Annotated in this window: 22 protein-coding genes; 4 read left to right on the forward strand and 18 right to left on the reverse strand. The window is 43.1% G+C overall.

Translation table 11 applies throughout. The features are described 5' to 3' along the window. Nucleotides 1-26: 26 nt before the first annotated feature. Together FED51_RS11080 and FED51_RS11085 are read right to left on the reverse strand one after the other, a co-directional pair. Nucleotides 27-350, reverse strand: a complete 324-nt coding sequence (locus FED51_RS11080) for a hypothetical protein (protein WP_010898305.1) — start codon at nucleotides 348-350, stop codon at nucleotides 27-29. A 102-nt stretch (nucleotides 351-452) separates the two neighbouring features. Further along, nucleotides 453-1,970, reverse strand: a complete 1,518-nt coding sequence (locus FED51_RS11085) for a carboxypeptidase M32 (protein ID WP_053431087.1) — start codon at nucleotides 1,968-1,970, stop codon at nucleotides 453-455. A gap of 156 nt (nucleotides 1,971-2,126) precedes the next feature. Here FED51_RS11085 and FED51_RS11090 point away from each other — a divergent pair, with 156 nt between their 5' ends. After that, entirely contained in the window at nucleotides 2,127-2,438 is a 312-nt protein-coding gene (locus FED51_RS11090; RefSeq protein ID WP_053431086.1) for an iron-sulfur cluster biosynthesis family protein, read from the forward strand. Between the two features lie 66 nt (nucleotides 2,439-2,504). Here FED51_RS11090 and FED51_RS11095 read toward each other — a convergent pair whose 3' ends face one another. From FED51_RS11095 to FED51_RS11120, 7 genes are all read right to left on the reverse strand, one after another. Then, nucleotides 2,505-2,771 (reverse strand): DUF2564 family protein, encoded by a 267-nt coding sequence (locus tag FED51_RS11095; RefSeq protein WP_053431085.1) that lies wholly within the window; start codon nucleotides 2,769-2,771, stop codon nucleotides 2,505-2,507. A gap of 161 nt (nucleotides 2,772-2,932) precedes the next feature. Beyond that, nucleotides 2,933-3,736, reverse strand: coding sequence for an HAD family hydrolase (locus FED51_RS11100; protein ID WP_053431084.1), 804 nt, complete (start codon nucleotides 3,734-3,736; stop codon nucleotides 2,933-2,935). Between the two features lie 13 nt (nucleotides 3,737-3,749). Continuing rightward, entirely contained in the window at nucleotides 3,750-4,826 is a 1,077-nt protein-coding gene (locus FED51_RS11105; protein WP_010898313.1) for a branched-chain amino acid aminotransferase, read from the reverse strand. Between the two features lie 81 nt (nucleotides 4,827-4,907). After that, entirely contained in the window at nucleotides 4,908-5,450 is a 543-nt protein-coding gene (locus FED51_RS11110) for a GNAT family N-acetyltransferase (RefSeq protein WP_053431083.1), read from the reverse strand. Between the two features lie 231 nt (nucleotides 5,451-5,681). Further along, complete coding sequence (locus FED51_RS11115) at nucleotides 5,682-6,515, reverse strand: aldo/keto reductase (protein ID WP_083445517.1); 834 nt, start codon at nucleotides 6,513-6,515, stop codon at nucleotides 5,682-5,684. A 14-nt stretch (nucleotides 6,516-6,529) separates the two neighbouring features. Beyond that, a complete protein-coding gene (locus FED51_RS21140; RefSeq protein ID WP_175414323.1) occupies nucleotides 6,530-6,679 on the reverse strand; it encodes a hypothetical protein in 150 nt (49 codons plus the stop codon). Between the two features lie 17 nt (nucleotides 6,680-6,696). Continuing rightward, nucleotides 6,697-7,080 carry a VOC family protein gene (locus FED51_RS11120; RefSeq protein ID WP_053431081.1) on the reverse strand — a complete coding sequence of 128 codons (384 nt, stop codon included), beginning with the start codon at nucleotides 7,078-7,080 and terminating at the stop codon, nucleotides 6,697-6,699. Nucleotides 7,081-7,204: 124 nt separating this feature from the next. Between FED51_RS11120 and FED51_RS11125 the strand changes: the two genes are divergently transcribed. Then, nucleotides 7,205-8,638 (forward strand): hypothetical protein, encoded by a 1,434-nt coding sequence (locus FED51_RS11125; protein ID WP_010898318.1) that lies wholly within the window; start codon nucleotides 7,205-7,207, stop codon nucleotides 8,636-8,638. A 39-nt stretch (nucleotides 8,639-8,677) separates the two neighbouring features. Here the strand turns inward: FED51_RS11125 and FED51_RS11130 are convergent, their stop codons facing one another. The 3 genes from FED51_RS11130 to FED51_RS11140 all read right to left on the reverse strand — a co-directional run bounded on the left by FED51_RS11130 (nucleotide 8,678) and on the right by FED51_RS11140 (nucleotide 11,470). Then, the gene (locus tag FED51_RS11130) at nucleotides 8,678-9,496 is read right to left on the reverse strand and encodes a uroporphyrinogen-III synthase (protein WP_053431080.1); all 819 of its coding nucleotides are present in this window, start codon (nucleotides 9,494-9,496) and stop codon (nucleotides 8,678-8,680) included. A gap of 140 nt (nucleotides 9,497-9,636) precedes the next feature. Continuing rightward, on the reverse strand, nucleotides 9,637-11,031 hold the full coding sequence (locus FED51_RS11135; protein ID WP_010898320.1) for an MATE family efflux transporter: 1,395 nt from the start codon (nucleotides 11,029-11,031) through the stop codon (nucleotides 9,637-9,639). Then, nucleotides 11,009-11,470, reverse strand: a complete 462-nt coding sequence (locus FED51_RS11140; protein WP_010898321.1) for a MarR family winged helix-turn-helix transcriptional regulator — start codon at nucleotides 11,468-11,470, stop codon at nucleotides 11,009-11,011. The genes FED51_RS11135 and FED51_RS11140 overlap by 23 nt, the downstream gene beginning before the upstream one ends. Nucleotides 11,471-11,668: 198 nt before the next feature. Between FED51_RS11140 and FED51_RS11145 the strand changes: the two genes are divergently transcribed. Further along, nucleotides 11,669-12,715, forward strand: a complete 1,047-nt coding sequence (locus tag FED51_RS11145) for a Gfo/Idh/MocA family protein (RefSeq protein WP_010898322.1) — start codon at nucleotides 11,669-11,671, stop codon at nucleotides 12,713-12,715. 77 nt (nucleotides 12,716-12,792) lie between these two features. Here FED51_RS11145 and kduI read toward each other — a convergent pair whose 3' ends face one another. The 4 genes from kduI to FED51_RS11165 form a co-directional block, all read right to left on the reverse strand. Continuing rightward, entirely contained in the window at nucleotides 12,793-13,623 is an 831-nt protein-coding gene (gene kduI / locus FED51_RS11150; RefSeq protein ID WP_010898323.1) for a 5-dehydro-4-deoxy-D-glucuronate isomerase, read from the reverse strand. 54 nt (nucleotides 13,624-13,677) lie between these two features. Then, nucleotides 13,678-14,430, reverse strand: a complete 753-nt coding sequence (gene kduD, locus FED51_RS11155) for a 2-dehydro-3-deoxy-D-gluconate 5-dehydrogenase KduD (protein ID WP_010898324.1) — start codon at nucleotides 14,428-14,430, stop codon at nucleotides 13,678-13,680. Nucleotides 14,431-14,500: 70 nt separating this feature from the next. Beyond that, complete coding sequence (locus FED51_RS11160; RefSeq protein WP_010898325.1) at nucleotides 14,501-15,280, reverse strand: DeoR/GlpR family DNA-binding transcription regulator; 780 nt, start codon at nucleotides 15,278-15,280, stop codon at nucleotides 14,501-14,503. Between the two features lie 184 nt (nucleotides 15,281-15,464). Beyond that, nucleotides 15,465-16,178, reverse strand: a complete 714-nt coding sequence (locus FED51_RS11165; RefSeq protein ID WP_010898326.1) for a hypothetical protein — start codon at nucleotides 16,176-16,178, stop codon at nucleotides 15,465-15,467. Between the two features lie 168 nt (nucleotides 16,179-16,346). Here FED51_RS11165 and FED51_RS11170 point away from each other — a divergent pair, with 168 nt between their 5' ends. Further along, a complete protein-coding gene (locus FED51_RS11170; protein WP_010898327.1) occupies nucleotides 16,347-16,976 on the forward strand; it encodes a LysE family transporter in 630 nt (209 codons plus the stop codon). A 3-nt stretch (nucleotides 16,977-16,979) separates the two neighbouring features. On the opposite strand, the gene FED51_RS11175 is transcribed toward FED51_RS11170, so the two are convergent. Both FED51_RS11175 and FED51_RS11180 read right to left on the reverse strand, forming a co-directional pair. Further along, nucleotides 16,980-18,347: an amino acid permease gene (locus FED51_RS11175; protein WP_053431079.1), complete on the reverse strand. Its 1,368-nt coding sequence runs from the start codon at nucleotides 18,345-18,347 to the stop codon at nucleotides 16,980-16,982. 14 nt (nucleotides 18,348-18,361) lie between these two features. Further along, nucleotides 18,362-18,649, reverse strand: a complete 288-nt coding sequence (locus tag FED51_RS11180; RefSeq protein ID WP_041821576.1) for a hypothetical protein — start codon at nucleotides 18,647-18,649, stop codon at nucleotides 18,362-18,364. Between the last annotated feature and the right edge of the window lie 509 nt (nucleotides 18,650-19,158).

Genomic DNA, 19,158 nt, shown 5'->3' on the forward strand with positions numbered 1-19,158 from the left:
AGATAAGCAACCCTTGTTCTTACACGTTAATGATAAACAATTTGGTCAAGACTAAATCCGTTCGTTGCTAGGACCTCGCATAATTGGTGGGCTTCTTGCTCATTTAAGCTTTGCCATTCATCATTCTCTGCTCGATCACATAAGAGAAATCGTCCGTACAATCCTTTGATTTCCTTTTGTCGGTTTACACGAACACCTTCCTTCGAGCAAATCAACGTGTAAGGCTTCCCTTCATAGTGAAACCGTAAAGACATCGCTTCTTCACCAACATGACGTAAAACATCCTTCACTCCGAACGGCAATTCCTCCACGATCGGTGCTTCCTTTGGGTGACATGTAATAACTCGCAATGCTATGCCTCCTTAGGCAGATGTAATTGTAGTCTAGACCAGCGCAAAGGAGTTCATACAATACACTATGAAATTTTTCAAACGATCGTGTGTTCATCTACACTAAAAATGATATAACCGCCGATATTTTTCATTTAAGTATTGAATAAGTGGTGCTGAATCAATACCTCCACCCGTAATATCTTGAATGATCTCTGTGGGCTTTTTCATTTTTCCATATTGATGGACTTTCTTTGTTAACCATTCCCGAATCGGGGCGTAATCTCCCGATTGAATGAGACGATCGAAGGATGGGATGTCTTTCAATATCGCTTCCTTCAATTGCGCTGAGTAAATATAACCTAGCGCATAGGAAGGAAAATAGCCAAACGCCCCAAAAGACCAGTGTACATCTTGTAAAACCCCTTCCCCATCATGAGATGGACGAAGACCAAGATATTCTTCCATTTTTTCATTCCAAAGGCCAGGTAGGTCCTTCACTTCGATGGAGTTCTCAAACAGCCCTTTCTCTAACTCGTAACGCAAAATAATATGTAAGCAGTACGTTAACTCGTCTGCTTCAATCCGAATCAGCGAAGGCTTTGCTTGATTGACAGCAAAATAGAAATCGTCGAGAGATACGTTATCAAATTGACCAGAAGCATGCTGTTTCAACAATTCATAGTTCCGTTGCCAAAATCCGTAATGCTTACCGACAAACTTTTCCCAAAAAAGGGATTGTGATTCGTGTATTCCCATCGATGTTCCTGTGCAAAGGGGTGTGCCAATTAGCTCTTTTGAAATGTTTTGTTCATAGAGAGCGTGACCCCCTTCGTGGATCGTTCCAAACAATGATACTCGGAAATCACGTTCGTTGTATTTAGTCGTCACCCGCACATCATTCGGGTTAATGCCAATCGCAAATGGATGAACGGTCTCATCGAGTCGACCAGCTTCAAAATCATACCCTATCTCACGTAAAACGGCTTCACTCAAAGCCTGTTGGTTCGCTTTCGGAAATCGTTCAAATAAAACGTCGGCCTCCGGTTGTGTTGCTGATTCAGTGACGCCTTTCACCAATGGAATTAATTGATCACGAAGCGTGCCGAACACTTCGTCAATCGTATCAACGAACACGCCAGGCTCATAATCGTCCAGTAGCGTATTGTACGGATGTTTGTCGTAACCCCAATACCCAATAAAGCGCTTTTTAAACTCAACCAACTTTTCCAAATTAGGACGGAATGTTTCGAAATCTGCTTTTTCCTTCGCTTCCTCCCAAATGGATTCTGATTGGTTTTGAAGCACAACATACTCTTTATATTCTTCTTTCGGGATTTTAACGTTTCGTTCGTACTCTTTCGCACACTCTTCTACGGTTTTTCTCGTAATCTCTGAAAGTTCAGCTTGAACGCCTTCCTCTTGCAAGGCGTGTAAGTATTCGCCCATCTCTGTAGAAGTGGACATTTGAAACACTTCAGAGGAGAGGGTACCGATAACTTCCGATCGCTGCACAATTCCTTTTTTCGGGGCTCCTGTGCGAGAATCCCAAGCGAGCAAAGAGAGAGCTTGCTTATAGTCCTCGATTTTTTTGACCTGATTTAAAAAATCTTTCTCTAGCTGTTGAACAGATTGTGACATTGTTTTCCACCTTTCCAAGTTGTCCATTACTTTATTACTTCATATATCTTTATTTCGGTTTACGAAAAGGAATTTCCTGCTGACTGCAAAAATTTACGAGACTATTATTTTCATGTAAGATATAGGATAGCTATTTTTGAAATTGGAGGCCGTTGAATGAAGTTAACCGTTACAGAGCAGGCAGCAAAACTTTACATCGAGGAAGTTCCGTTAAAAAAAGGAGAGCATTTACGTCTGTATGTACGAGTCGGCGGGGTGGGTTCAGGCGGCTTTTCCGTCGGTGTGATGAAAGATGTTCCAAATGAGCGATCGTATAAACAAATAATTGACGGCGTAACGTTTTTTGTGAACGAAGATGATTTTTGGTATTTTGATGGAATGACGATCGATTTTAATCCCGATACAGTTTTTTTACATGTTGATCATCCTGAGTTTACAAACACCGATCACCCAAATCGGAAAAAATAATATATTTCTTATAAATGCGAATAATCCCGTAACACGTGAAGGGTGGTACGGGATTATTTAATGCTTTTAATCTCTTGCCTCGTCCAATTGATGAGACAATTTATCAATGAGCTCGCTGGAAAATTCAAAAAAAGCTTGATCCACTCCTGTTTGATGGGAAAAGGCGTCATAGTATTGTTTTTTTGCATCTTCTAATGCTTGGGTTGCTGCTTGTAATTGCCCTTCATCCATCGATCTTGTCGCTTGTCCGACCATATGCTCTGCACTTTTAATCGCCATCTCAACTTGCTTTAATTCGTTGTAACCGTATCGTTCTTCGCTTGGCCTTGTCATGTAATGAATGCCCTCCTTGTTTCAATCATCCAGCCCTTAGTGTATTCTTGTCGGCCCTGTTCCATTCATGAGAAAATCAAGAAGATCCGCACCTTAAAAGAGATTCGTCAACAATTTGTTGATACATAAAAATAAAAGCTTTCGGACCATCGTCCGAAAGCTTATGCCATGTTGTTTTGCACGTTCAGTTTTTTTAATATGTCCAATAATTGCTCTAAATGTTCGATTTCATATGTTGGTTCGACTTCACCCTGCTCTTTTTGTTCCCGATTGATCCAAACAGACTTTATCCCGACTCTTGACGCTCCGAGGATATCGGTCATTAGGTTATCACCGACCATGATTGCCTCATCTTTTGTAAGGGAGAGCAAGGACAACGCATGCTCAAAAATCGACGGGTCCGGTTTGCCGCGACCAAAGCCGCCAGAAATGACGATATGATCGAAATAAGGGACGAGTTCTGGTGTAATATCGAGCTTTGTTTGCTGCAGATGAGGTGATCCGTTCGTCAAAAGGAGCAATTGGTAGTTACCCTTTAATTGATCTAACACACGAAATGTTTCCTCAAAAACAAAGGGGTGTTTCTTTCGTTCTTCAGGAAAACGTTCAGCCAGCTCTTCTCCAAGCGCTTGGTCTTCGATTCCAAGCTTGGCCAATCCTTGTGTCCACGCATCCTTGCGATAGGTCGGAACGATCTCTTTCATTTTTCGAAAATGATCATTGTCATCTAAAAATTGTCCCCATAACCCTTCAAATGGGTTGATCCCGATCATCTGTGTGAATTCATACGTCTCATAGGAGGCATACAATTCTCGTGCCACCTCGCGAACAGATTCCTCTAGTGCTTCTGGATCGAGCGATCGTTTGGTCGCTGCGTATTGACAAGTGGCAACAAACGCTTCTTTCACACTTTTTTTATCCCATAACAACGTATCATCTAAGTCAAAAATGATTGCTTTTACCAAGATCATCAAACTCCTATTCGTTCACTTCTCGGTTCCAATTAAACGGATCAGGTAGCTGACCGCGTTGAATACCTGTCAACGTATCGTACAACTTTTTCGATAACTCGCCAATACGTTTATCATTAATCACCATCTGATGCTCTTTCCAATTAAGCTGGCCAATCGGCGAAACAACAGCGGCGGTTCCTGTACCAAAAGCTTCCTCAAGCTTCCCTTTTTCGTAGGCTGCAAACAATTCTTCCATCGAGATTTTACGTTCCGCAACAGGATAGCCCCAATCACGAAGCAGTTCGATGATCGACATACGCGTGACACCCTCTAAAATGCTTCCGTTTAAAATTGGCGTCACAATTTCACCATCAATTTTAAAGAAAACGTTCATGCTGCCAACTTCTTCAATGTACTTTTTCTCAATCCCATCAAGCCACATTACTTGTGCATATCCTTTTTCCGCCGCTTTTTCTTGAGCGATGTACGAAGCTGAATAATTTCCTCCGGTCTTGGCCGTTCCTGTTCCTCCGCGCACGGCTCTCGTAAACTCATCTTCTACGTAGATGTTTACAGGTTGAATGCCTTCTTTATAATAGGAACCAACCGGTGACAAAATAATCATAAAGGTGTATTCGGTTGACGGAACCGCTGATAAGTTGATTTCATTCGCAAAGACGAACGGACGAATATAAAGCGAGGTACCTTCAGCGGACGGAACCCAATCGCGATCAACTTGGAGAAGCTTCACTAAATAGTCGATGGCTGCCTCTTCTGGAATTTGCGGGATGCTAATACGATGACAGGAGCGATTCAAACGCTGGATGTTTTTTTCTGGGCGAAACAACAAAATGCGATCATCGTTTGTACGATAAGCTTTCAACCCTTCAAACACCGTTTGTCCATAATGGAACACCATCGCGGCGGGATCAAGCGTAATCGATCCGTATGGGACAATTCTTGGGTCGTGCCACCCTTTTTCCTCTGTATAATCCATCACAAACATGTGATCGGTAAATACTTTTCCAAAACTCAGCTGCTCTGGATCTGGTTTTTGCTTTGGATTACTTGATCGTTCGATCCGAAGCCCCGTATCAATCATCCGAATCTCTCCTCTTCTCTGAAAATTGTCTACTCTCGTGTATTCCATTATTTTAAAATGTCCGCCTGACAATTACAAGTGTCATTTTAGGGAAAGGGCTAGCTTTTCTTTAAGCACCTCAAGATCGTCCCATAATAAACCGATTTCCGCTAACGATTGGCCAGCCAATTCAAACGATGCTTCCTTCCACTCTTTTGCCCCGAGTTTTCGGTAAAAGCTAGCAGATGGGTTATCCTTTAACACCCATACAAAGAGATTGTTCAGCTTCCTAGCCTTTAGTTCCTGTACTAATGCTGCCAGCAGCCGTTGACCGATGCCTCTCCGCTGGTATTCTTCTAAAATGTATACTGCATAGAGCTCCCCTGCTGCCCCTTCAACTCCATCTCTCACTGGGCCACCGCTAATAAAACCAACGATTTGATCATCCTTTTCGGCTACATATAAAACAGTGTTTTCTGGTGGTTGACTAAAGTAATCCTGCCACCTTTTCTCCTTCTCTTCATAGGATAGGCTCTTTAAGAAGGGTTGCTTAATGATTCCATCATATGTTGTCCGCCAGCTATCCACATGGACGCGAGCAATTCCTGCTGCATCTTCTTTACGTGCGTGTCGGATCAATGCCATCTGTCTCATCCCTTCTTCTTAAAAAATTTAGCTTACTGGCCAGTCTTAATGGCAAAGCTGATTGTTTATCTGCATTTTCATCCGTATAGAACACTACGCTTAATCATCATACTAAAGAAACCTCGATTTAGGATCAGCACAATCGAGGCCTCGTTTTATTCAACCTTATTTCGGATCGTTACGTTCGTGTCACGCGTCTCTCCCACTAAGCGGGCGGTGCTTCCCTTACGTTTAAAAATCAAAGTTGTCTGGATCAGGGCCTACCCGTTCATTTTTGTTCAACTCGTTTATTTTCTGCATGTCTTCCTCGGTCAGTTGGAAATCAAAAATATCGGCATTGCTAATGATTCTGTCTTTTTTAACCGATTTAGGAATCGTGACGACTTCATTTTGTAAATCCCAACGTAAAATGATTTGTGCGGGTGTTTTCTGATGCGCTTCTGCAATGGCTACAATTGTAGGATCATTTAACAACTGACCTTGCTTCAATGGAGACCAGGCTTCCAATTGGATTTTGTTTTGCTTACAAAAGTCATGAAGCTCTGTTTGCGTTAAATGAGGATGATACTCCACTTGATTGACCATCGGAACAATCGACCCTGCCTCTAGGACGTCTTTCAGATGATGCACTTGGAAGTTGCTTACGCCGATTGCACGAACAAGCCCATCTTGATACAGTTTCTCTAGAGCTTTCCATGTCTCGACATACTTGCCTTTCACCGGCCAATGAACTAAGTATAGATCCAGATAATCAAGGCCAAGCTTTTTCAAACTTGTGTTAAACGCCGAAATCGTAGAATCAAACCCCTGATCTGCATTCCATACTTTTGATGTGATGAAGAGCTCCTCACGCGGGACTCCAGATTCAGCAATCGCTTTGCCTACTCCTTCCTCATTCCCGTATACAGCTGCCGTGTCAATACTTTTGTATCCAGCCCTGATAGCATCTTTTACCGACTGGATCACTTCATCCCCTTCACTTACTTTAAACACACCAAGGCCAAACCAAGGCATTTTCACGCCGTTATGTAAGGTAGTCGTTGCTTGTAAGCTGTTTGCCATCATAGATCCTCCTTTTTTTAGAGATCGTCTTCATTTTCTAACAAAATGGAAGAAAAGAAAACAAATTTGCTCACACTTAGCGGAACCGAAATCGTTTGGTAAGCTATTGATCCTCTTCTCGCTTCCGTTTGCTTTCCCAATAAACTCCGCTCTAAGCTTTTTCGCATGTTTCCCTATCCCCTCGTTACGGTGCCACAATCTCAACTTTTATTCGGTTAGGATCTTCACAAAACACGGCATAATGATTCGGCCCTCCGGCGAATGGATGTCGATCCTCATAAAGAATCGGATCGCCTCTTTCTTTTAATTTTTGCGTGAGTTCGTCCACTTTCTCACGTGATGGTGCATGGAACGCAAGATGGTTAAGCCCTGTTCGTTTTCGGTGAAACGTTGAAGTTTGAAAGCGGTCTTCTGTCTGCACAAAGACAAGATACGTTTTGCCATGTTTATAGCTCTTTCCTCTTGACCAGCTTTGATAGTCTTCGTATCCTAGCTCTCCCAAAAGCCAATCCCAAAACTCGATAGATTCTTCTAAATGATCAACATTGATTTCTACATGATGTAGCACAAATTCCTTTCCCCTTTCAATTTACATAAGATTATGATCGTAAACCACTCTGACACCCTTCATTTCTCCTTGACATAAGATGATCTTAACTCAAGATGAAACCTGGAAAGGAGAGACGATCAAGATGGACTTAACAGTCGCCCACTGGCTTTACTTAGCAGGCACGTGCATCATTATCTTAACGATGCTGTTTAGACAAAATGTCGTCGTGCCCGCTCTCCTCATGACGTTCTTGATCGGTTGGACATATAGCGGTTCATTTATGCAAGGATTACAAACCACGTTTAACGGTAGTTTGACAGCGGCCGGAGCATTGTTTAACATCTTTTTAATTATCGCCATCATGACGGCTTTGCTTGATGCATTGAAGTCAATAGGCTCTGATAAGCAAATGATTATTCCTTTTCAAAAAGTAATGATCAATGGCCATGTCTCGTTTTTTATTCTCGTCTTTGTTACCTATACCCTCTCCCTTTTCTTCTGGCCTGCCCCGGCTGTGCCACTGATCGGGGCATTGTTAATTCCGGTGGCCATCCGCTCAGGTTTACCAGCGATGACATCCGCATTAGCAATCTCTCTAGCTGGACATGGGATGGCTCTTTCATCAGACTTTGTCATCCAAGCAGCTCCTGCTCTTACGGCCACAGCCGCCGGTGTTGATGTGACAGAAATTACAGATAAAACATTAATTCTCTCCTTAATTGCTGGCGCCGTTTCACTGTTAATTGTTTATTTTCAAGGACGACGTCACATTCGCTCAGCCTCACCGAGGTTGTTAACAAAATGGGAGCAAAAAGAAGCAGGTAGTGGTGGTGTACAGAGGGCGGACGATCGAATGAAGGTTCGTTCTGGACGACATAGCTTCATCTATGCGTGTCTCGTACCATTAACCTTTTTAGGGATTATCGTTTACGTGATCCTCGCCACATTTACGAGTCTCGTCCCTTCAATTGCCAGTGGAGCAGGAGCGGCATTAATTGGCGGAATTGCGATTTTACTGCTCATTGCAGCAACAGCGTCGTATGACTACCGAACAGTCTTGAAGCATGTGAGCGATCATTTGACGAATGGCTTTGTGTTTGCTTTTAAAGTGATGGGACTCGTCATTCCGATTGCTGGCTTTTTCTTGATCGGCAGTAACAATCATGCTGCTAGCATTTTAAATATTCCTAGCGGTCAAGATGCCCCTGCGTTTTTGTTTGATCTCGTTCAGGCAAGTCAGCTCGTCATCCCTGAACACCCATTCGTCTCTGGTTTTGCGATTTTGATTTTAGGAATGATTTCCGGCCTTGATGGCTCTGGCTTCTCGGGTCTTCCCCTCGTCGGAACCCTTTCTGTTGCCCTCGGTCATACAACAGGAATGGATGTCGCTACCTTAGCCTCGATTGGCCAAGTAGGCGCCATTTGGGTTGGAGGCGGCACACTCGTCGCTTGGTCACCAATCATTGCCATTGCCGGCTTTGCCAAGGTCCCGATCATCGAAATGGTAAGAAGGAGCTTTATCCCTGTATGTATTGGACTAATTGTAGCGACTGCCTTCGGGCTCTTGTTTTTCTAATGAAAAAAGCGATACTCCTACCCTTTAAAAGAAGAGAAGTCATCTCGACTTCTCTTCTTGAACATAAGAAGCTAATGCGACAATCATCGCCCCCATACGTTCGAGCTCAGGTGCAACAATTCGCTTAATTCCTTCATCTTGGAGCGCTTCCGTCGTCACTTTACCAACGGAAACGGCAATCACGTGGCGTTGGAACGCTTCTACCAATAGGTCTTTCATGTTGTTCTTTTTCGCATACGTAAACAATTCCCGCACTTGAATAGCTGCCGTAAAACAAACAGCATCGAATGCCCTTTCCTCAATTTCTCGAAAAAATTGAGCCATCGTTTCTTCTTTCGCTGGAGTATGTCGGTAAGGTAACAACGTTTGAATATCGGCTCCTTTTTCCTCTAAAAAGGCCAGAAGCTTCGGCGCATTTTCTCCATGCAACTGTACCATGACCCGCTTTCCTGTCACGTCTGCACCTTCCATTGCGGCTACGAGCCCGCTTACAGTTCCGTCATTATCGACCACTTCTGCTTGAAGTCCTAATTGTTTAATGACATTCTTTGTTTTGTAACCTCTGGCAGCAATATTGGCTTCCTTCAGTCTTGCAAGAAACTCATCTTTTTTTCCGATTCGCTCGGCAAGCTCGACTAAAGTATTTGTACCGATCCCTGTCGTGAGAATAGCCCAATCTGCCCCTTTTGAAATAAACGTTTCAAGGTCTTTTAGTACTTCATCGTCGGCTCGGAAAACCGTTCCCTGCAACGACCGAACCAACGGGGTTCCTCCCTGTTTTTCAATCAATGTAGACATTTCGTCTGTTTTTCGTGTTCCGGCAAGAACCACTTTGTAACCTGAAAGTGCGTTCCCCATAGAATAGCCCCTCCTTTTTCTCCTCATAAAGAATGGTTACTAACAGTTTAAACGATTGTGTGCTTTTGACAAGTCACGCTGCTTATAAGCTCACCTTGCCGCTATAAGGGAAAACAAAAAGAAGCAGTATAGTCTGCTTCTCACGTAGAAGAGGCGGTCTTAACTAAGTCCAATTCCCTTTCCTCTTTTGTCTTCAAGAAAAAGACGTTTCGGTCTCGGTACAGTAAGACCACGGTTAGAATAAACGAAAGCACATCCGCAATTGGGAATGCCCACCAAACACCTGAAAGACCGAAGATGTGCGGTAAGATTAATACAAGCGGAATCAAGAAGATGATCTGTCGTGATAAGGAAAGGATCAACGCTTGCTTTGGCTTGCCGAGCGACTGATACAATCCTCCCGCTACAATTTGCGCACCAATTAAAAAGGTGACACAAAAGAGAATGTGCATCGCGCTAACACCCGCTTGAATCACTTCACGATCTGCTGTGAAGACCCGTAGCAATGCTTCAGGAAACAGCATAAGTAAAGCAAAGATGCCGATGGAGAAAATGGTCGCAACCTTAAATCCAAGCATCACCGTTTCTCGTAATCGGGAATATTGTTTGGCTCCATAGTTATAACCAACAATTGGCTGCATGGCTTGCATAATTCCCATCATTGGCATCATGACAAACATCATAATACGCTGAACGAGCCCAAAAACACCTACGTAAAAATCACTACCAAAACGAAGGAGCATACTGTTGATCGCGATCATCATCAAACTAGCAGATGATTGTTGTACGAACGCTGGTAATCCAACAAGACACACTTCTTTTATGACAGAACCTTTCATACGAAGATCAGACCAATGAAGGGAGAGTGTACTTTTCCCTGTTAAAAAATAGCGAAGAACCAAGCCTGTGACAGAAGCCTGGGCAATCACTGTCGCAATAGACGCCCCAAGCACGCCCATGTTCAAACCGAAAATAAACAAGACGTCTAGCAGAATATTTAGGACAGCGGGGACGATCATCGTAACCATCGCAAATGTCGCATTTCCCTCTGAACGAATGATATTGTTTGCAGCAAAGGCAAAGAAGAAAAAAATAGAGCCTAAAAGAATAGGGAATAAATAATCGGTCGCGTACCCTTGGGTTACTGACGTAGCACCAAACAATTGTAAAGCTGGTCCAAGCAATGTGAACGCGGAAATAAATCCGATTACACTGAGAACGAGAATGACAGTCAAAATATTTCCAAACACTTGGTTCGCTTCCTCGCCGCGCCGTTCTCCTAAACGTCTTGAAATGACCGAAGCCCCACCAATCCCTAATGCCCCTGCCATTGACATCATGATCATCATAATTGGAAAGGCAATCGTTACACCTGCAACACCTTCAATTCCAACCGCGTATGAGATAAAAATCGTATCCACCACATTGTAAAGAGCCATGACGAACATTCCGATCATCGCTGGGATCGATAAACTTCTCAGTAATTTAGGAATCGCTTCGGTCCCTAATCTTTCACTTTGTTGCTTTTGTTCCATCTGCTTCACGACCTTTTTCTAGATTTGCAATTACTTTTTTTATCCATACGAGAAACAGCTGCTTCTCCTCTTGAGAGAAGCCTTCCATTAGCTGCTCTTCAAAAGCTAATAAGTTATCCCATAAAATCGCCTGAAGTTCTTCTCCTTTTTCCGTTAATGAGATCACTTTCTGTCTTTTATCTCGAGCATTATCCTTTTTCACAATTAGTTCACGCTTTAGCATCGATTCAATGATTCCATTCATCGTAGATCCTTTGATTAACAGCTTCTTTTGTAAGTTCCCTTGACTTAGATCCCCTTTCCTCGCCAAAAGGGAGAGCACCTTTGTTTGTGCAACTGTTAGCCCATAGGTAGATAAATAATCATTGTGACGATTTCGCATCAAATGGGCTGCAACACTGATGTGATAACCTACCTTATCATCAAAATCTTTATTCATTTAGTTAGCCCCCTAACAAAATTCCTTCCTAACTATACACCCAACTCAGCTAAAATAGCAACTCTTTTGTTTCATTGACTAAAAACTTCCACTAAGCTACAATCAAAACGATGAAGAGAAGCCATTAAAGGGAGTTTGCTTCACGTTTAGTTGATGACGCTTACACCCATATCTCAGTTGGAGAGAGGAGCAAGCCAAATGGAACAAAAAAAGCTGCGCGTTGGAATTATTGGAGCTGGAGGGATTGCCCGAACTGTACATATCCCTAGCTATTTATCCTTAAAAGATCAAGTAGAACTCGTTGCTATTACAGATGTACAACCTAAACATGCACAAGCTGCGGCAGAACAGTTCTCAATTCCATATGTGTATAACGATGCCTCCCGGATGATGCAGGAAGTTGAATTAGATGCTGTGAGCATTTGTACACCTAATGCTTTTCATAGGGAGCTAACAATTGAGGCATTACATGCAGGCTGTCACGTCCTTTGCGAAAAACCACCAGCGATTACCGTAGAAGATGCCAAGCAAATGGAAGCTGCAGCAAAGGAAACGGGAAACCTTTTAACGTATGGCTTCCACTATCGTCATTCCCCTGAAGTAGAAACGTTAAAACGTTTTGTCGATGAAGGTGAATTAGGAGAGATTTATCATGTCCGTGTTCAAGCGATTCGCCGCAGAGGGATCCCAGGCTGGGGTGTGTTTACAAACAAGGAGCTTCAAGGTGGGGGTCCACTTATCGATATTGGTGTCCATATGCTGGATACCGCTTTATATGTAATGGGCTTTCCAGAACCAGCAACCATTCTTGGGCAAACCCATCGGAAGATCGGGACTAAAGAGGGGGTTGGTCTGTTAGGTGAGTGGAATTGGCAGCAGTTTTCGATTGAAGATATGGCTGTTGGGATGATCACGTTTAAAAATGGCGCTTCCCTTACGATCGAAACAGCGTTTGCTGCCAATGTGAAAGAGCAGGATCATATGAATGTCTCCTTTTTTGGTGATAAAGGAGGGGCTGACTTGTTTCCCCTTTCCATCTATCAAGAAAAACATCGTACTTTACTTGATATCACACCGGTTTATTTACCAACGTACAACCATCATGAACGAGAGATTAAACATTTCGTTGATTGTTGCTTCCGTCTAGAACAGCCACTCGCTACTCCTGAGCAAGGAATTGTGATCCAGCGTCTCATTCAAGGCCTATATCAATCGGCAGAATCAGGGAAAGCGATTCAATGGTAAAAGAAAATCATCCGATGGGAAGAGCAACTGCCCATCGGATGTTATTTTCGTGAATGCATAGCTTCGAGGCGAAGCCCCTATCGCAAATCTTCCATTTTAATAAATTCCATATCGGTAAATGTGTAATTTTCACCAGCCATTGCCCAAATGAATGTATAGTTCGCAGTGCCAACACCAGAGTGAATCGACCAGGGTGGAGAAATCACTGCCTGCTCATTTTTCACAACGAGGTGGCGTGTTTCATGGGGCTGTCCCATAAAATGAAACACACGGGAGTCATCCTCCATATCAAAGTATAAGTATACTTCGTTACGTCGATCATGGATGTGGGCTGGCATCGTATTCCACATATTATTTGGCTCTAAAAGGGTCATTCCCATCATTAACTGACAGCTTTGAATTCCTTCAGAATGAATGTATTTGTAGATTGTCCGATTGTTCGATTCAGCATCTGAACCGAGCTTAGTCGGAACTGCTTCTTCAATCGGTAAAACTTTAGTTGGATACTCATGGTGAGCAAGGGCCGAGACAAAATAGAAGCGGGCAGGATTGGATGAATCCTCACTATGAAAGGACACATCTCGCTTACCGAGTCCAATATACAAGCAGTCTCTCTTGTTCAACGTATATTCGTCTCCATCCACAATCACTTTCCCCTTCGGCCCTATGTTAATAATTCCGACCTCGCGCCGCTCAAGGAAATAATCGGTTTTTAGGAAATCACCTGCATCCAATGCTAGCGGCTCCTTCATTGGGATCGCTCCCCCGATCACCGTACGGTCAAAATGGGTGTAAACCATCTGAATTTCGCCAGGAGTAAAAAGCGATTCGACTAAAAATTCTTGCCTAAGCTTATCTGTCGTGTAACGTTTTACATCTTCTGGACTAGTCGCATACCGATTTTCCATCTATTAAACACTCCCTATGAATATGATCAAAAAAAGATAACGCTTTCAACGAAACTATGAACTCATCCAACCGCCATCTACACACAAAATATGGCCGTTAACATAGCTTGATGCTTCCGATGCGAGAAAGACAACCGGTCCTTTTAAATCGGCAGGCGTTCCCCACTCACCTTTTGGAATTCGTGACGTAATATAGGCGTTTCTCACCTCATCGGCACGAAGCGCTGCCGTATTATCTGTCACCATATACCCTGGGGCAATGGCGTTTACATTGACTCCTTTTTTTGACCACTCGTTGGCAAGAGACTTCGTAAGTCCAGCGATGGCATGTTTGCTAGCCGTATAGGCAGGAACTCTGAGTCCACCTTGAAACGAAAGCATAGAGGCAATGTTGATAATCCGTCCAAACCCGTTTTCGATCATATGATTCCCTGCTTCGCGGCACATTTGAAATACAGCATTTAAATTGACATTGATGACATCATTCCAATCTTTATCGGTGAAAGCCTCTGCTTCGTTGCGCCGTATAATCCCCGCATTGTTGACGAGAATATCGATACGTCCTGCCTTTTCAATCGCATCAGCGATTAATTGCTTTCCGGCCCCTTCCTCAAATAGATCTGCTTTCAGCTCGTAAAAGGTTCGACCTAAAGATTCGATCTGCTGTCGCGTTTCAGACATATCACTAATCCCAGCGCCAATAACATCCGCTCCAGCCTCTGCAAGTCCAACGGCCATCCCTTGCCCAAGCCCACGGCTAGCTCCCGTAACTAACGCGATCTTCCCTTCTAAAGAGAATAATTGCATGCTAGGTACCTCCTTTTTTTGTTCGATAAGGTTCGTTATAGTTCGATTATAGCATGAAGGGAAACCGCATTCAATCATTCTTTTGCTCTATCGGTGCATAAAAAATCGTTCTGCCTAAAGTCTCTAATCTTTTCTTAATGGCTGAATCTAGGTTCATATCCGTAATGATTTCATCGACCTCTTCGATGGTGGCAAACTGAATTAATCCAACCTTTTCGAACTTAGTCGAGTCAACGAGAAGAGTAACCCGTTCAGCGCAGCGAAGTACTTGCTTTTTCCATTCCACATGCAGGCTGTTAAGCACAGTCAATCCGTGCTCAATTGAAATACCGGTTGCTCCAAAAAATAAGCGATTGACGCGAATACGCTTTAAGAGCTCGGAAGACTCTGGGCTAAAGAGTGAAGATGAAGTCCCGATACGTGTTCCACCAAGGACCATTAATTGTACTTTCTCTTTAGAGATCAATTCCGCAGCAATCCTTACATCATTCGTAATGATCGTGACTGGAAACGCCCCTAATTGCTTTGCAACTGCAAGGGTCGTGCTTCCTCCATCCATAAGAATCGTTTCATTTGGTTGAATTCGCTTGATTGCTTCACCAGCAATCGCCTGCTTCGCTAAGTTGTGCTTCGATTGTCGTTCGTTAATCGGAAAAATTCGCCCCTCGTCATCAAGAGGCACAGCTCCCCCGTGTATCCGTTTCAGCAAACCTTTCTTTTCTAAATGGACAAGGTCGATGCGAATCGTCTTTTCACTTACCTGGAGTTCTCTGCTTAAATCTGACACTTTGACCGCTTTATTCTTTTCTAACCATTCTAGAATTTTTTCGTGACGTTCGACAGATAGCATCCTATTCCTCCACTTTCGCTCGAATTCTTCTTTTCTATTATCGAACTAAAACGAACATTTGTAAACATAAAAGTTATTGTTTCCATTTTTCTGACGCAAGCTTGGCATCATTCTTTTTAGGAGTTAACCCCCTTAATGTAAAAAAGCTACACTTCATAAGAAGTACAGCTTTTCACTTTCCATATTATTGCTCTGACATTCGTTTCGTTAACGCCTTATAGCCATTTCTCGTTAAATTGAATTCGAAATCTACGTAACCGGCTTCCACTAAGTTGTTGACGATTTCTTCTCCTAACTGCGATTCTATCTTTTTCAATTCTTCATTAATAGCTGATATGTCTCCAGACATGATCAATTCTGAGTCAAGATGTTGCACGAGCTCTTTCATCGGATCCACTTTAATAAAATATTTTTTCGTATCTAGAACCGCTTGTTGAATTCGATTTTTCGCGGAAATAAGATCTTTCATCAAGGTCGACATTTCCGAATCTTTTTCCTTCATTTTGGACCGATATTGATTTTTCTCTGCCTCATCTAGTTGAGCCTTCGTTAGCAACTCTTCGAAGAGCTGAGTTCGGTCCAAGTCCACTTGTTCGAGACGTTGGCTAATCTCTTTTTCGTAGATAATCGTTGGTTGTTCTTCACCGGCCTCGTCCGTCTCAACCTCCCCAACTGATTGTTCAACCTCTTTATCACTCTTGCTCTTAGCTACATTCATTTGAATCGAAACAGTGAGGACTCCAAGCCATACGAGAACAAGGACGCGAAACACTATATCGAACCGAACGGCAAATGTTAACATAACAGCGGCCACCACAAACATTCCTACAAGCACGCTCCAATCACCGAGGCTCTCAGGTTTTGTTAGTCGCTGAATGAACGATTTTGATCCTTTCATTTGAACTGTACTCCTTTTGTATGGACTATACTTTTAATACTATTGTTAAACGTTATTATTCTATCATATTTTCGTATAAGGGTCTTTCTGTTTTTTTCTAGTTGTACAACCATCAAATGATGAATACATATGGGGATAGAAGAAGGACAGGTTTGGTGGTGATTTATCGTGGCCATTTTTATGAGTTATGTTTTATTAGGTTTATCGTTAGCTGCTCCAATCGGACCCGTGAATGCCGCTCAGCTAGATAGGGGAATTAAAAACGGTTTTTTTCACGCCTGGCTTGTTGGATTAGGAGCCATAACGGCTGATGTGATCTACATGCTCCTCGTATTTTTCGGCCTTGTGCACTTTTTGCAACTCCCGTTTATGCAAACTTTTCTTTGGCTTTTTGGCTTTTTTGTACTAGTCTATACAGGGATCGAAACGATCAGCTCAGTAAATCATTTAAAGGAAGCAACGAATATGAGGACAAGTGAAACGTACCGAAAATCATTTATATATGGCTTTCTCATGTCCATTTCAAACCCATTAACGATTTTGTTCTGGCTCGGTATTTTTGGCTCTGTTTTAGCCAAAACGGCTTCCGTATACGGACCTGCACAGCTAGTTTTTTATAGCAGTGCGATTTTAATTGGTTTGCTGCTGTGGGATGTGGCAATGGCAGGAATCGCGAGCGGGGCAAGGCATATGCTTACACCTGCCCGCCTCAAAATCGTTTCTATCCTATCTGGTCTTACTCTGATTGGGTTTGGTGTCTATTTCGGCCTTCAAGCCTGCCGGGTATTGTTCGGTTGATCATCATTCAGAATTTGGTTTTAACTTCACAAATATGGAAGGGCGTTTTTTTTCATCGCCCTCCTCTTGCTTCCAGCGCTTTTTCATTATGAGGGTCACAATTCCGATTACAACTAAAAACCCAAGACTAAACAAAAAACCCGGCCTACTTGTTCGGTGAAACAACGTCCCGATTACAGCTAACAAAATGAACAAGGTGCCAATCCAACGCTTCGTTAAACTGTACTGAATTAACTTCCCTGACGAGGCGATGATAAATAGCCAGTTATATAAGAGCATGAGTCCCGCTGCCGTCGTAAAGTATTCGTAAATTCGACCGGGGATAAGCAACGACAACACGACGGATAACGCCATCCCGATCGCCGTTAGTCCGATGGCTGGGAGAGCTATTTTATTTTTTACTTTTTTGGCAAACAGATTAGGGGCATCTTTATCTGCGGCCAATGTCACTAAAATACTCGTCACAGCAAATAAAGAGGCTACCATAGTAGAAAAGCCAGCAATAATCAAGACGCCATTAAACAAATGGGACACGATCGGTAAACCGTATGGCTTCAATGCAGTAATAAATGGACTTGTCTCCGTATTAAAGCGATTGAGGGGGACGAGAATGAGGGCCAGTCCAACAGAAACGACGTATAGAAACGTAAGCAACAGCAGCATGGCACGCCCTGATTTTGCTGCATCCCCTTTTTCCTCCAAACGATTGGCAAGCAACCCCATAATTTCAATCCCGCCAAAGGCATAAAAACCGAAAATGAGGGCTGGCCAGAGTCCAAGAAACCCTTCAGGAAATAAACCGTTCCAAGTCCTCGGTATACCTGCACCTTCAGGGCCAGCGCGAAAAACCCCAAACAAAGCTAAAATGGCCAGAGCAATAAACATGACGATTGCCGCTACCTTCATAACTGCAAACAGATTTTCGATTCTGTCAAACCCTTTCGAGCCAGTCAAAATGACGATGATGCCAAGAACGGCGAAGCCACTGGCGAAAATCCACAGCGGAACATCTGGAAACCAGAAACGAGAAAAAATCGACAGAGCCGTTAGCTGACTCCCCATAATTAACATTTCTGAGGCCCAATACACCCATCCACTCGTAAACCCAGCCCATCGGCCGTAGGCTTTTTTAGCATAAGAACGAAACGATCCTTTCTCAGGGTCAGCAGACGTCATTTGTGCCAATGCATCAAAAACAATATATGTACCGATTCCTGCTAAAATAAATGCGAGCAATACAGACGGGCCGGCCATCTGGATCGCAATGCTCGAACCAAGAAAAAAGCCTGTTCCAATGATACAGCCGACCCCAAGGAGAGAGAGTTCCCACCACTTTAGCATTTTTTCAGATTCAGCCTGACTCGCCTTCATTTGGGCTCCCCTCCTTATTTTCCAGATTCGCTATCGATGTCAAGCTGAAGAGTTTCTCCACCAACCGAAATGGACGTATACAAATCACAATCGTTGAATGTCGCTTGCAACCCTTGAATATACGGCTTCACCACATCGTGAAAATCACCTTTTGCTCCCACTTCTTGCAGATGACCGTAAACATAAAGGTTGGTGTCGAACTGAAGATAAGCTAAATAACCAATCGCTTCTTCTTTATCGGTGATCACATTCAGCACTTGCGCATCCGCTTTTATCATCTCTGGTGCCAAAAACAATTGCACAGCCATCTCCCTTTCTGAGATGTTATTTTCATTCTCCTGTTTAGCATGGTTGGACGTTGCAAAAATCATTCATGACCCGATCAAGAAAACTTGACAAGTGGCAGAAAGGATTAGCTGTACTTCTCTTAAAACTTCCCAATAGTACGTGGACTTGTGATTTTTCGAAATAATCGTTACCTCTTCTTAACAATGAAAAGAGTCTAGGAAAAAACATATAGGGTGGATTGTTTCAAAATACACTCGCTTGCCGCGGGTAAGGCTTCAGCCAATTGGGGGAAAGCCCCCGATGGATCTTCAGCCCTTGCTTTTCCCGCAGGCGTCTCGTGATTTTGACAATCAACTTGGAAAAGTGGTAATGCATATACTCTAAAAGGCAGCTTGACAGTATTCGTATGATGAGGCTAGCTCAAGGGAGGGAAGCCAACGCCAATAAGCACTTTCATTTATTTGGCGAAAATTGATTGAAAAATACAGTGCAGCCTGGTCGGTGGCTCCATGAATCAACAAAA

It is taken from the genome of Halalkalibacterium halodurans (assembly GCF_005671335.1).
Lineage (GTDB): Bacteria > Bacillota > Bacilli > Bacillales > Bacillaceae_D > Halalkalibacterium > Halalkalibacterium halodurans.